This window comes from Pigmentiphaga aceris, assembly GCF_008119665.1.
GTDB classification, from domain to species: Bacteria; Pseudomonadota; Gammaproteobacteria; order Burkholderiales; family Burkholderiaceae_B; genus Pigmentiphaga; species Pigmentiphaga aceris.
Genome location: NZ_CP043046.1, coordinates 5,323,381 through 5,337,536, shown reverse-complemented (window position 1 = coordinate 5,337,536; position 14,156 = coordinate 5,323,381). Strand labels below are relative to the sequence as shown.

Genomic DNA, 14,156 nt, shown 5'->3' with positions numbered 1-14,156 from the left:
AAATGATAAACAAAGTTTTACAGACACTGTAAGGGTTTCGTCAGAGAAAAACTTACTGAGTGCTTAACATTGTTTAGAATCCAGGCGGATACTACCTGATAAAAATAAAAAAGGCCTCATCCAAATTGGTGAGGCCTTGATCAAAATACTGCTAAGAATCGTCTTTTGTTATGCATCTTCGGTTAATCATAACTCTGGCGGCCGAAGCCACCGATTAATCCCTTCCAGGTCAAACTCGTTCAGATTCCCCGCCGCCGCCTTCAATCGCACCGTTGCCAGCGCGTACCCATACCGAGCCCGAGCCAGCGATGCACGGGCATCGAAGATCTGCTGCGCGGCGTTAAGCAAGTCCACCGTTGTGCGCGTACCTGCATCGATACTGCGGCGCGTGCCCTTGTACGATTCTTCGGCTGACGTGACCGCCTGCTCATAAGCACGGATCTGTTCCACGCCTTGCTGGATCGATTCGAATTCCTGCACCACTTGCAGCTGGATCTTGCGCTGCGCGCCTTCCAGCTGCTGCTGCGCACGGTCCAGCCTGCTGGCGGCCTGACGCACGCTGGCGCTGACACCACCGCCTGCGTAGATCGGGATGCTGACCTGCACACCCACCGAGGTGGACGTGTTGCGTTCGCCGATGTTGTTGGTCGTGTCGCTTTCTGCGTATTGGCGTTGGGCGATCAGGTCCAGCGTCGGCAGGTGGCCACTGCGTTGTTTGGCGATTTCCTGTCGGGCGATCTCGATGTTGAAGCGCGCGCCGATCACGTCCTGGCTGGTTTCCTGGGCTTGCTCAATCCAGGCTTCCTGGCGGGCCGGGTAGGGACCGTCCAGCAGCATCTGTTCGGGCTGGATCGGGGCCAGCGTGCCGATGGGCTGGTTCACCAGCGATTCAAGCTTGCGGCGTGCTGCGCGCACGGCGTTCTGGGTTTCCAGGTATTCGGCGTTCGACAGGTCGAGACGCGAGCGCGTCTCGAACACGTCGGTCAGCGTGTAGATACCGCCCGAATAACCACGCTCGGCTTGCGAGGCGGTGGTGGACAGGGCGCTGCGTTTGGCTTCGGCCAGGCGCAGGCGCTCTTGCTGGAACAGCAGGTCGAAGTAGTCTTCGGCAACCCGGCGCGCGAGTTCGTTGCGATCCTTGCCAAGCTGGGCGTCTGCGACGCCAACCTGGGCTTGCGACTGCTGGTATTGCGCCCAGGCCTGCGGGCGGTAGACCGGCTGGCGCAGTTGCAGCACATAGCTCTTGCTGTCGTAGCTTTGCTCGACACCGGGACGTCGCGACAGCTCACCCAGGAAACCTTGCTGATTGCTGGTCTTGTAGTACGTACCGGAGAACGACAACTGCGGCAGCAAAGACGAGCGCGCGCGGTTGGGCTCTTCCTGCATGGCCTGGTTCTCGGACTGTGCCGCGAGCCAGTCGGGATCGTTTTCCAGTGCCTTGCGGTAGATGCTGATCAGGTCCATGCGCGGACCGGTGGCGTTGTCACCGGCGATGTCGGCATCGGCGCGATTCAGGATCTGCGACAGATCGGGCATCAGACCATCGGCGCGGCCGTTCTTGCTGCCGGCTGGCGCGCCCATGTCTACGGGCGTCGGTTTGGCCGCCGTTCCATTTTCCTGGCCGCGCAGGGCGTCGCGGTTTGCGCCGTAGCTGTATTGGCTGCGGGCGGGCAAGGGAGCCTGCTGGAAGGTCGGCGGCGGGGCGGTTTGCGCAAAGACGCTTGCCGCCGGGCCGAACAGGATCAGGGCAAGAACCGTCTTGCTGAATCGGGTGCCTGGGCGCTTGATTGCGTGCATGCTTAGTGCTCCGTCATCGACGAAGACAGTCGCTTGCGCAACGGGTCGGTCAGGTAACGCAGGGCGCTGCGTTCACCCACACGAATCATCACGTCGGCGGGCATACCGGGCACCAGCACGCGGTGGCCAAGTGCTTTCATGCCTTCCTGGGTGACCGACACGCGTGCCAGGTAGTAGGCAGCGTGCGTGTTGGGGTCGACCAGGCGGTCACCGGATACCGACAGCACCGTGCCGTCGACGTTCAGGTGCTGGAAGTCGGTGAAACCGTGGAAGCGGATGTCGGCAGGCATGCCGGCAGCAATGCGGTCAACCATCTGCAGCGGCACCTGGGCTTCCAGAATCAGCTGTTCGTCGCGCGGCACGATGTCCATCAAGTGCGCGCCCGGGTTCAGCACGGCACCCGTGGTTTGAACCTGCAACTGCACCACCTGGCCTGTGACCGGGGCACGCACGCGGGTGCGTTCCAGGTCCACTTCTGCCGAGCGGATGCGTTCGGTGCTGGTGGCCAGTTGGGCAGCGGTCTGTGCCATCTGGGTGTCTACATCGCGCACGAAGTCACGCAGGCGTTGTTCGCGGCGTGCTGCCAGTTCCATCTGGGCACTGGCCAGGCGGGAAATGTTGGCCTGGATGTCCAGCGTCTGGCTGTTCAGATCGGCGGCGGTGCGCTCTTCTTCGAACAGGCGGTTGCGGGTCAGGTAGCCTTCCTGAGCCAGGCTGCGGCTGTCTTTCAGCTGGCGTGTCACCAGGTCCAACTGGGCGGTGCGGCCGCTCAATTGTGCGCGCAGGCCACGCGTCTGGGCTTCGATGCCGGCGCGATTCTGTTCAAGCACGGCCAGTTCGCTTTCCAGCGACGAACGGCGGGTCTGGAACAACTGGGTTTGCAAGGCCATGAACTCAGACGCGGCTTTGGCGTTGCCGTAGGGGTTCTTCTGCGCGTCGATCAGGCCTTGGTCGAAGCGGATTTCACGCGCGCCGCTCTTTTCTGCCATCAGACGGGCTTCGGTCGCTTTCAGCGAATACCACTCGTATTGCAGGGCGTCGTAGTTGGCGCGGGTCTGGGTGTCCACCATCTCGACCAGCACGTCGCCTTCCTTGACGTCCTGGGCTTCGCGCACCAGTACCTTCGAGATCACGCCGCCGCCAGGATGCTGCACGGTCTTGCGCTGCGACAGGATGGACACCGAACCGGGGGCCGGCACAGCCTCGTCGAGTTCCGCGAACACCGACCATGCCAACAGGCCGCCAAGGCCCAGCACCAGGAACAGCAAACCCTTGCGCATGATGTGGCCGGGATCGCCGGACAGCTCGACACGGTCGGCTGCTTTGCTCACATCGGCCAATTTCTGTTCATCGCTCTTGCGGGTGAACCAGCTCATTCTTCGATCCAGACAGTTGGGGTGCCCACGGCCTGCGGCCGGGGGCGGGTAAATCGATGACCGTGCGACACGGCCGGGGCAAGCCAGGCGTAAGCGTCAGGCTCAGGCAATACGCGCAGCGGCACCAGCCGGCGCAGTCGGGGCATTCTGTTGCTGAATGGCGCGCAGCACTTCGTCGCGCGGGCCTTGGCCCTGCACCACGCCGTCGCGCATGACAACCAGGTGATCGACCGCCTGCAAAATGCTCATGCGGTGCGTCACGATCACAACGGTCTTGCCACGAGTCTTCAAGGTACGTACTGCCTGCACCAGCGCGGCTTCACCCTGGTCGTCCAGGTTGGAGTTGGGCTCGTCCAGCACCACCAGCGAAGGGATGTCGTACAGCGCACGTGCCAGCGCAATGCGTTGGCGTTGTCCGCCCGACAGCACGCCGCCACCAATACCGATGGGGGTGTCGTAGCCTTGCGGAAAGCGCAAGATCATGTCGTGCACGCCTGCCATCTGGGCGGCTGCAATGATTTTCTCGGGGTCGAGCGAGCCGAAGCGGGCGATGTTCTCGGCCACGGTGCCGTCGAACAGTTCGATGTCCTGCGGCAAGTAGCCCATGAACGGGCCAAGCTCGTCCTTGTTCCAGTTGTGCACGTCAGCGCCGTCAAGACGGACCTTGCCGGCCAGCGGGGTCCACACACCGACCAGGGCACGTGCCAGGGTCGATTTGCCGCAGCCGCTGGGGCCGATCACGCCAACGATGGTGCCGGCGGTGAAGGACAGGTTCACGCCACGCAGAATCGGCACTTGCTGACCGGGGGCGGCTGCCATCAGGTTTTCTGCCACCAGATTGCCCTTGGGGGCGGGCAGCGTCATGTTGCGCGGACGATGCGGGAAGGCGTCCAGCACCTTGTTCAGACGTTCGTAGGACGAACGTGCCGACACCAGACCCTTCCAGGTGCCAATTGCCAGCTGAATCGGTGCCAGCGCACGACCCATCAGGATGGAGCCGGCAATCATGGTTCCCGGTGTGATCTTGCCGTCGATCACCAGCAGTGCACCGAAGCCCAGGATCAGCGACTGTTGGAACATGCTGACGAACTTGCTGATCGACGAGATCGTGCCGGCGCGGTTGCTGGCCAGCGCTTGCAGGCCCAGCATGCGCTTGTGGCGCTTGTACCAGCGTTCCTGCACGCTGGGCAGCATGCCCATCGCTTCGATGACTTCAGCGTTGCGCAAGGTGTTGGTGGCGTATTGATTGGCACCGATGGCAGCCGTGTTGGCTTCCTTCAAGGTGTCAGCCGTCATCTTTTCCGTGAGCCAGGTCAGGAACACCGAAATCACGGCACCGATCAAGGCGACCAGACCAAGCACCGGGTGCAACAGGAACAGCACGATCAGGAAGATCGGGGCCCAGGGTGCATCGAAGAAGGCGAACAGGCCGTTACCCGTCAGGAACTGACGAATCTGCACGACGTCTTGAAGGGTCTGGCCGGCATTGGCACCGCTGTAACGCAGACCGTTGCGGAAGGTGGCCGTGAACACACGGTCTTTCAGGTCGTTGTCGAGCTTCAGGCCCGCTTGCACCAGCAGACGCGAACGCACCCACTCGATCGCAGCCATCATGATCAGCAGCACGGCCAGAATGATGGTCAGCATCCACAGGGTGGACTCACTGCGGCTGGCCAGCACACGGTCGTATACCTGCAACATGTACAGCGAAGGTACGAGGTACAGCAGGTTGATGAAGAAGCTGAAAATGCCAGCGCCGATGAAGTAGCGCTTCAGCGACCAGATGGCAGAGTGGAGTTCGGTGCGGGGTGAATTCGGTGTCGCCATGAGGTCGCCGGTAATTGACGTCGTAAATCAACGACGAATGGTACCTTAGCTAAACCATATGGCGTAAGTTTTTTGTTGTTCCTGTGCTTCTTGTCAAGAATAAAAAAACAGAAAAAGCGACGGCCATCACATTCTTGTAGAGAATCTTTCGATTCAATGCGATCGCATAGGGCCTTTCATACCTTTGCCGCGCGTCGGTAAACGCGCAATGTCTGCTCGGCACAGGCCTGCCAGGTGTACGAACGGGCCCGGGCAATGCCCAGCTCAATGCGTCGCGCGACGCCGGCATGGTCTTCCAGCACTTCACGCATGGCCAGGGAGATGGCGTCGTCGTCCATGGGGTCGACCTGCAGAGCGGCATCGCCCGCCACCGCCGGCAGCGAGGTCGTGTTGGAACAGATGACCGGACACTGGGCCGCGAAGGCCTCGATCACCGGCAATCCGAAGCCTTCATAACGAGACACGAACACCATCGCAGCTGCGCTTTGCATCAGCGCAATCACGTTCTGTCGCGGCAGGTATTCCAGCCAGCGTGCTTCGCCAGCGTCCTGCCGTGCACGCAAGGTGTCCACCATGTCTTCCACGCCCCAGCCATTGCGCCCGATCACCACCAGCGGATGGCGTTTGCGCAGCTCGGCCGGCAATTTGCCGTGGGCGGCGAGCGCCGCAGCCAGGTTCTTGCGTGGCTGCAGGGTGCCGACAAACATGAAAAAGCCAGGCGACAGGCCATGTTCTGCCAGCGCGGCAGCACGTGTGGCATCGTCGTGACGGATGAAGTATTCCGACTCGACACCCAGCGGTGTCACATGAACACGCTCGGCAGGCACGCCCAGGTGCTGCACGATGTCGCGCTTGCTGAAGTCAGAGATCGTGATGATCTGGTCTGCCCAGCCAATGCTGCGCCCGAACAGCCAGTTTTTCAGCCGACGCCGATGTGTGGACACCCATTCCGGGTGGATCAGCGGGATCAGGTCCATGACCGTTGCCACCACCGGCACGCCAGAAAGACGCGGGATGTGGTGGTCGGTGGCGTGGAATACATCGACTTCACGGCGCAGCTTGGCAGACAGCTGGCGCGGTGCGCCCAGCAAGGCGCTGCGCAGTGCCAGGGCGGGGAAGTGTTCGGTCAGCACCGCCGGCATGCCACAGGGCATGGTCGACGGATTGGGTGCCAATACATAAGGCACGGGCTGGACGTCGCTGCGCGCTTCCATGGCCTGCCACAGCGCCCGCGTGTAGACGCCGATGCCGTCCAGGTGCTTGGTCTGTACGCCACGCGCCCACACCGTTGCACCAAAACCGACCTTCAGCGTCACGCGGTGCCGCCGTGGACGAGCATGTCGCGCAAGGTTTGCTCGAAGGCAATCGGCTGACGCGGGCCGACGATTTCCTGCAGGCGGCGATCGTCGCCGCGCAGCACGGGAATTTCGTTGGCACGCACGAAGGCGGGGTTCACCCGCACGTCGATGGTGTAACCGGCCAGGTTTTCCGCCATGGCGATCACTTCGCGCAGGGCAATTGCCCGACCCGAACATACATTGACGAACTGGCTGCGTGCGTCGGAATTCAGCAAGCCCATGTAGGCGGCAACCACGTCGCGGACGTCCGAGAAGTCACGGCTGACGTCCAGATTGCCCAGCTCGATGGTGGGTGCACGGCGTGCGAAGTGACCGACGATCTTGGGGATCAGGAAACGTTCGTCCTGACCCGGGCCGGTGTAGTTGAAGGGCCGCACGACCACGATCGGCAGGCGCTCGAACCAGGTTGCCACCATGTGTTCCATGGCCAGCTTGCTGCACGCGTAGTGGTTCACCGGCGCGGGCCGCACGTCTTCATCGATGATCTCGATGCCGGGCGTGCCATAGATATTGGCGCTGCTGGCGATCAGCACACGCGAAGGCTGCTTGGCTTGCTTGGCCAGGGCGGCCAGCAAATTCAAGGTGCCGAACACATTGACCCGATAGAACGCTTCCTGATCGGCATGGCCGACAAAGGACAGCGCCGCCAGATGGATCACCCAGTCGGGTGCCGCCTGGGCAACCACCGCCTCGACTTCCTGGGCGTTGGTCAGGTCGCAGGCCAGCGTGGTGTCGGCACCCGCGCCGCTTGCGAGCGCGACCACATGCACACCTTGCGCCTGAAGCGCGCGGACCATATAACGCCCCGTGAAACCCGAGGCACCTGTTACGAGTGCAGTGGTCGGCATCGTCATCCTTAGAAGGAAGCGCCGCGTTCGTTGCGTTCCAGATCAGCCTTGACCATCATCGCGCACAGCTCTTCCAGCGTGGTGGTCGGCTTCCAGCCCAGTGCCTTGGTGGCCTTGTCGGGGCTGCCGATCAGCAGTTCGACTTCGGCCGGGCGGTAGAACTGCGGGTTGATGCGGACCAAGACCTTGCCGCTCTTGGCGCACTTGCCGATTTCCTGCTCTTCCTTGCCGCTCCAGACGATTTCGATGTCGACGGCCTTGAACGCCAGTTCCACGAAGCTGCGGACGGTTTCGGTACGGTTGGTGGCCAGCACGTAGGTGTCCGGCTCATCGGCTTGCAGCATGCGCCACATGCCTTCCACGTATTCCTTGGCGAAGCCCCAGTCGCGCTTGGCATCCAGGTTGCCCAGTTCCAGCACTTCGGCCTTGCCCAGCTTGATCTTGGCGACGGTGTCGGTGATCTTGCGGGTCACGAACTCGCGGCCGCGCAGCGGGGATTCGTGGTTGAACAAGATGCCGCTGGCACCGAAGATGCCGTAGGACTCACGATAGTTGATCGTCATCCAGTGGCCGTACAGCTTGGCCACGCCGTAGGGGCTGCGCGGGTAGAAGGGCGTTTCTTCGGTCTGCGGAATGGCCTGCACCTTGCCGAACATTTCCGAGGTCGACGCTTGGTAGAAGCGGATCTTGGTGTTGACGATGCGGATGGCTTCCAGCAGGTTCAGCACGCCGACGGCGGTGATTTCCGTGGTGGTGTGCGGTTGTGCAAAGGACACGCCGACGAAGCTTTGTGCCGCCAGGTTGTACACCTCGGTGGCACCGGTTTCCTGCAGCAGACGGATGCTTGCGCTCAGGTCGGTCAGGTCATACTCGACCAGCTTCAGATTCGGGTGATTCTGGATGCCGAGTTCTTCGATACGCCAGAAGTTGACCGAGCTGGTGCGGCGATACGTGCCGTGAACCGTATAGCCCTTCTCGAGCAGCAATTGCGCCAGGTAGGCACCGTCCTGTCCGGTGATGCCAGTGATGATCGCGGATTTGGTGTTCGACATGAGCGGAATCGGCTCCAGGAATGGCTTGGATTGGTGAAAAAGTCAAAAACGCGGCGTGCCGTAATGTAGATATGGCAGGCCGCGAGAAGCCGAGCATTATAGACGGCGTTAACTGCCCAGTTATTCACGTTCGTGGCGTGAACGCCTCATTACGCTGCTAGATCGGGCTGATGAAATCGTCTCAAGTTGAAAATGTCGACGAAATCAGGGCCCGAAGCCACCGATTGCCCGGGTCTTGATGAAACCGACGATGCCAGAAGCTATTCGTATGAAGAAGGGGCAGCCTGATCGGCGGTTTGATGAAGCCCAGACCAAGCGCAGCTGACATCCGCTCGGCCAGACGCCGGGGAACGGTAGCCACCAGGTCGCTGTCGGCCACGATCAACGGCGCGCTCAATAAGCTGGGTACCTGCATGGCAGCGTCGCTGCGAATGCCGGCGCGTTCCAGCCCCTGTCTGATCTGTTGATACGGGCTGGCCGATTCTGTCACCAGCAGGTGACGGGCGGCGCGAAACGTGTCCAGATTCACCGGGCCGTCGCCGAATACATGCCCCTGACGATGAATCGTCACACAGTCCTGCTGAAACAGGCGCTGCTGGAAATGGCTGCTCGACATGTCGTCGTAGGCACCCACAGCCAGGTCGATACGGCCGGATTCCAGGCCGCTCGACAATTCCGTGCCAGAGGCCCGCACCACCGCAATGTGCACCTGTGGCGCGGCATCCGCACAGTGTCGCACCAGGGCCGGCATGAAATGGATGTCGGCCACGTCGGTCATGGCAATCGTGAAGGTACGGGTGCTGGCGGCGGGGTCGAAATGTTCACGCGGGGACAGCCCCGTTTGCAGCAAGGCCAGCGCGGCCGCCACGGGCTCGGCCAGTTGTTCAGCCAGCGGCGTGGGTTGCATGCCGGCCGTGGTGCGAACGAACAGCGCATCGTCGAAGCTTTGCCGCAATCTGGCCAGGGCATTGCTGACCGCAGGTTGTGACATGCCAAGCGCTTGCGCTGCAGCCGAAATCTGGCGTGCTCTCAGGATTTCGTGGAACACCACCAGCAGGTTCAGGTCGAGATCACGCAGGGATTTCATGGCTGGCTCGGGTTTACTGGCATCGACGTATCGCGTTTTACGAATACCCGCATGACGATTCGTGTATTCATATTGTGAATATAGATTATTCATCTATTGATGATGCAATGGGTAGCAGAGCCATCCCATAATGCGCCGACGACCACGCGCGCCTGCATGAACAGGCTGCCAAGATGGTCCGCAATGTCAGGAGACAGGCATGAGCACTGCACCCACTGTCGGACAATCGTCCGGCTCTTCTCCGTTGCCCGGCTACCAGACCGGCTTCGCCAACGAATTTGCCACCGAGGCACTGCCTGGAGCCTTGCCGGTCGGGCGCAATTCGCCCCAGCTGTGCCCCTACGGCCTGTACGCCGAGCAGGTTTCCGGCAGCGCCTTCACGGCACCGCGCCACAACAACCGTCGCAGCTGGCTCTACCGCATCCGGCCGGCTGCTGCGCACACGCCTTTCGTGCAGATCGACAACAAGCGCTTCCACAGCGAGTTCGCGCAAGTGCCCACGCCGCCGAATCAGCTGCGTTGGGACCCGTTGCCGGAACCGCCCGCCGATCTGGCGGTGGACTTCATCGACGGCCTGGTGACCATGGCCGGCAATGGCGGCCCGGAAGCGCAGACCGGTATCGGCATCCATCTATACGTGGCCAACCGGTCGATGAAGCGTTTCTTCTACAACGCCGACGGTGAATTGTTGATCGTGCCGCAGCAAGGCCGGCTGCGGGTGCTGACCGAACTGGGCGTGATCGACGCCGAACCGCTGGAAATCGTGCTGATTCCGCGTGGCATCCGCTTCAAGGTGGAACTGCCCGACGGCACCGCGCGCGGCTATGTCTGCGAGAACTTCGGTGCGCCATTCCGCCTGCCCGACCTGGGGCCGATTGGCTCGAACGGCCTGGCCAACCCGCGCGACTTCCAGACGCCGACCGCCTGGTACGAAGATGTGGATGGTGATTTCAAGCTGGTGGCCAAATTCCTGGGCAACCTGTGGCAGGCCGACCTGGATCATTCGCCGCTCGACGTCGTGGCCTGGCACGGCAACTACGCCCCCTGCAAATACGATCTGCGCCACTTCAATACCATCGGCTCGATCAGCTTCGATCATCCTGACCCGTCGATTTTCCTGGTCTTGCAGTCGCTGTCAGACACGCCGGGTGTGGACACCATCGACTTCGTGATCTTCCCGCCGCGCTGGCTGGCGGCCGAAGATACCTTCCGTCCGCCCTGGTTCCACCGCAACGTGGCCAGCGAATTCATGGGCCTGATCCACGGCCAATACGATGCCAAGGCCGAAGGTTTCCAGCCGGGCGGTGCCAGCCTGCACAACTGCATGAGTGGGCACGGCCCCGATGCGGGCACGTTCGAGAAAGCCAGTCAGGCCGACACCAGCAAACCGCACAAGATCGACGCGACCATGGCATTCATGTTCGAAACCCGTCATGTCATCCGGCCCACGCGTTTCGCCCTCGAATCGTCGCAACTGCAAGCCAACTACTTCCGTTGCTGGCTGGACATCAAAAAGCACTTCACCCCGGAGCAGCAATGAGCATCCGCTTGAATGAAACCCACGACGCCGGCCTGAAAAGCTGGGTGGCCTCTGCCAACGTCGAGAACACTGATTTCCCAATCCAGAATCTGCCTTACGGCGTGTTTCGCCGTCGTCACAGTGACGAAGCGTTCCGGGTTGGCGTGGCGATTGGCGACCAGATTCTCGACCTGACCGTGGTGCGCGGAAGCGGTGCCTTTGCCGAGGTCGAGCCGCTTGCGCGTCAGGCGCTTGAAGCAGCGGCATCCCCGACCGTCAATGCCTTGATGGCGCTGGGCCAGCCGGCATGGTCGGCACTGCGCCTGGCCTTGTCGCGGGCGTTGCGTATGGATGCCCCGCAAGCTGCGCGGCTGAACAGCGCGCTGGTGCCGCAGACCGAAGCGGAATACGCCGTGCCTGCACGCATTGGCGACTACACCGATTTCTACACCTCGATTCACCACGCCACGACCATCGGCAAGCAGTTCCGCCCCGACAATCCGCTGCTGCCCAACTACAAGTGGGTACCGATCGGGTACCACGGGCGTGCATCGTCGATCGTGATTTCCGGGCAGGGGTTCCGTCGGCCGGTGGGGCAGATCAAGGCACCGACTGCGGACGTGCCGGTGTTGGGACCGGCGCAGCGGCTGGACTATGAACTTGAGATGGCGGTGTACATCGGTTGTGGTAATGCCTTGGGTGAGCCGGTGAGCATTGCCGATGCCGAGTCGCATGTGTTCGGTCTGGGCTTGTTCAACGACTGGTCGGCACGTGACATTCAGGCGTGGGAATACCAGCCGCTGGGCCCCTTCCTGTCCAAGAGTTTTGCGTCGACGCTGTCGCCGTGGATCGTCACGCTGGAAGCGCTGGCGCCGTATCGACAGGCCTGGACGCGCGACAGAGACGACCCTCAACCCTTGCCCTATCTGGATTCACCGGACTTGCGCGAGTACGGTGCTTTCGACGTGCAATTGGAAGTCTTCCTGTCGACCCAGTCCATGCGCGAGGCAGACTTGCCGCCGCAGCGCCTGTCGCGATCCAACTTGAGCGACGCGTACTGGAGCGTGTCGCAGATGGTGACGCACCAGACGGTCAATGGCTGCAATCTGCAACCGGGCGACTTGCTGGGCAGTGGCACCTTGTCCGGCCCAACGCCCGATGCCGCCGGTTCCATGCTTGAACTGAGCAGCGGCGGCAAGCAGCCGCTGACGCTGGTTTCCGGCGAAACCCGCAGCTTCCTGCAAGACGGCGACGAAGTGATCTTCCGGGGCCAGGCACAGCGCGACGGTTTTGTGCGTATTGGCTTTGGCGAAGTTCGGGGCGAGGTATTACCGGCACGGGGGCTGTGATGAGCGCCCCGCAAAGCGGCGGTGCTGGCTCCCCTATCAACCTGTTCGATTACTTCCGCAGCTCGGCGGCCTATCGGGTGCGTATCGGTCTGGCACTCAAGGGGCTGAGCTTCCAGAGCCACCCGGTGCATCTGGTGCGTGATGGCGGTCAGCAACTGCTGCCGGCATACCGGGCGCACAACCCGCTGGGCCTGGTGCCGACGTTCGAGCAGGATGACGTGCGCATCACCCAGTCGCTGGCGATTCTGGAATATCTGGAAGAGCGCCACCCCGCACCGGCCTTGTTGCCAGTTGATCCGGTGGCGCGTGCACGGGCACGCGAGATTGCGTTGACCATCGCCTGCGACATTCACCCGCTGAACAATCTGCGCACCCTGAAGTATCTGACGCAGGAATTCGGCATGACGCCGGATGCGCGGCAGGCTTGGTTGACGCATTGGATCAGCGAAGGGTTTGCGGCGCTGGAGCTTTACCTGGCGGGCGGGGAAGGGCGGTATTGCGTGGGCGACACGCCGGGCCTGGCCGACTGTTGCCTGATTCCGCAGATGTTCAACGCGCGCCGTTTCAACATCGATGTCAGTCGCTACCCGCGTCTGGTGGCAATCGATGCGGCCTGCAATGCCTTGCCCGCGTTCCAGGCAGCGCATCCATCCAGGCAGGCTGACGCAGAGTAGGTCAAGACGAATATCCCCACCGGGTACGCCGGCTTGATCGTGCAAGCCCGATCATGGCCGTTCGGCGTGCCCGGCGGGTATTCGGCCACGCGTGCGTTAGCATGCGGGTCGATTTCGACTTTTCAGCTGCCCGCCCATGCGCGTCCTGTTTTTCGGCAAGTTTCCGATCGCCCGCCACGGCGGTATTGAACGTCACGTCCAGACCCTGAGCGAAGGCTTGGCGGCGCGCGGCGTGTCGGTCACCAATCTGGTCTATGGCGAACAGACGCGGCACGAAAGCCAGGTGCGCGGCGTGAACATCATTGACGCGCCCATGGCCACCATGCTGGGCAGCCAGCCGATCTCCTGGCAAATGGTGCGCGAGGCACGTCGCGTGATTGCGCAGGGCGTGGACCTGATCCACCTGCATTTCCCCGACCCCTTTGCACACGGCGTGGCCAGTCTGGTCGCCGGCCGTATTCCGGTCGTCATCAGCTGGCATTCCGACATCGTGCGTCAGCGTGTGGTGGGTGCCGTGTACCGGCAGTTCGCCACGCTGGCCCTGCGCAAGCCTGCTGCCGTGCTGGTTGCTACCGCGCGACACGCAGATTCGCGTCAGCTGGACATGATTGCGCCCCGTGAGCGGGTGCATGTGGTGCCGTATGGCATTGATGCGGCGCGCTGCGAACCAACGCCCGCCGTATTGGCTCGCGCTGCCGAACTTCGTGCGGCCTATGGTCCCCAGCCCCTGGTTTTTGCATTGGGACGACAGGTTGGCTATAAGGGCTTCGACGTGTTGATCGATGCGGTGGCCAAGTCCGGCGCGCAGTTGGTGCTGGGTGGCACGGGGCCGCTGGAAGCCGAACTGCGCCAGCGCGCCGCGCAAAGCGACGCATCCAGCCGTCTGCATGTGATCGGTGAAATTCCGGAAGCCGACCTGGTGGCCTGGCATCACGCCAGCGACATGTATTGCCTCTCATCGGTCGAACCGGCAGAGGCGTTCGGCCTGGTGCAGGCCGAGGCCATGGCCTGCGGTCGTCCGGTCATCAACACCGCGCTTGGCAACGGCGTGAACGAAGTCAGCCCGGATGGCGTAAGCGGCCTGACGGTGCCGGTGCGCGATGTCGATGCCTTGGCAACTGCCATCGACACCCTGGCGGCAGACCCGGCATTACGTCAACGTTTTGGCCAGGCCGGACGCGAGCGGGTGATGAGCCGTTATTCGATCCCGGCAATGGTCGATGGCACTTTGGCGGTGTACGGAGACGTAGTGCGCCAGGCGCGCTGATA

Annotated in this window: 11 protein-coding genes; 4 read left to right on the top strand and 7 right to left on the bottom strand. The window is 62.2% G+C overall.

Annotation, left to right across the window (positions count from 1 at the left end):
* Positions 1–186 precede the first annotated feature (186 nt).
* From FXN63_RS23015 to FXN63_RS22985, 7 genes are all read right to left on the bottom strand, one after another.
* Positions 187–1,797, bottom strand: coding sequence for a TolC family outer membrane protein (locus FXN63_RS23015; RefSeq protein ID WP_148817855.1), 1,611 nt, complete (start codon positions 1,795–1,797; stop codon positions 187–189).
* Between the two features lie 2 nt (positions 1,798–1,799).
* Complete coding sequence (locus tag FXN63_RS23010) at positions 1,800–3,173, bottom strand: HlyD family type I secretion periplasmic adaptor subunit (RefSeq protein ID WP_148817854.1); 1,374 nt, start codon at positions 3,171–3,173, stop codon at positions 1,800–1,802.
* A gap of 102 nt (positions 3,174–3,275) precedes the next feature.
* Positions 3,276–5,000 carry a type I secretion system permease/ATPase gene (locus FXN63_RS23005; protein ID WP_148817853.1) on the bottom strand — a complete coding sequence of 575 codons (1,725 nt, stop codon included), beginning with the start codon at positions 4,998–5,000 and terminating at the stop codon, positions 3,276–3,278.
* Between the two features lie 176 nt (positions 5,001–5,176).
* Positions 5,177–6,316, bottom strand: a complete 1,140-nt coding sequence (locus FXN63_RS23000) for a glycosyltransferase family 4 protein (protein WP_246164950.1) — start codon at positions 6,314–6,316, stop codon at positions 5,177–5,179.
* Positions 6,313–7,206, bottom strand: a complete 894-nt coding sequence (locus tag FXN63_RS22995; RefSeq protein ID WP_148817852.1) for a GDP-mannose 4,6-dehydratase — start codon at positions 7,204–7,206, stop codon at positions 6,313–6,315. Before FXN63_RS22995 ends, FXN63_RS23000 begins: the two co-directional genes overlap by 4 nt.
* An 8-nt stretch (positions 7,207–7,214) precedes the next feature.
* Positions 7,215–8,258: a GDP-mannose 4,6-dehydratase gene (gene gmd / locus FXN63_RS22990; protein ID WP_148817851.1), complete on the bottom strand. Its 1,044-nt coding sequence runs from the start codon at positions 8,256–8,258 to the stop codon at positions 7,215–7,217.
* A gap of 181 nt (positions 8,259–8,439) precedes the next feature.
* A complete protein-coding gene (locus tag FXN63_RS22985) occupies positions 8,440–9,345 on the bottom strand; it encodes a LysR family transcriptional regulator (RefSeq protein WP_148817850.1) in 906 nt (301 codons plus the stop codon).
* A 199-nt stretch (positions 9,346–9,544) separates the two neighbouring features.
* Between FXN63_RS22985 and hmgA the strand changes: the two genes are divergently transcribed.
* The 4 genes from hmgA (at position 9,545) to FXN63_RS22965 (ending at position 14,154) form a co-directional block, all read left to right on the top strand.
* Entirely contained in the window at positions 9,545–10,885 is a 1,341-nt protein-coding gene (gene hmgA, locus FXN63_RS22980; RefSeq protein ID WP_148817849.1) for a homogentisate 1,2-dioxygenase, read from the top strand.
* Entirely contained in the window at positions 10,882–12,213 is a 1,332-nt protein-coding gene (gene fahA, locus FXN63_RS22975; RefSeq protein ID WP_148817848.1) for a fumarylacetoacetase, read from the top strand. Before hmgA ends, fahA begins: the two co-directional genes overlap by 4 nt.
* The gene (gene maiA / locus FXN63_RS22970) at positions 12,213–12,887 is read left to right on the top strand and encodes a maleylacetoacetate isomerase (protein WP_148817847.1); all 675 of its coding nucleotides are present in this window, start codon (positions 12,213–12,215) and stop codon (positions 12,885–12,887) included. The genes fahA and maiA overlap by 1 nt, the downstream gene beginning before the upstream one ends.
* Before the next feature lie 136 nt (positions 12,888–13,023).
* On the top strand, positions 13,024–14,154 hold the full coding sequence (locus FXN63_RS22965; RefSeq protein WP_148817846.1) for a glycosyltransferase: 1,131 nt from the start codon (positions 13,024–13,026) through the stop codon (positions 14,152–14,154).
* Positions 14,155–14,156 lie beyond the last annotated feature (2 nt).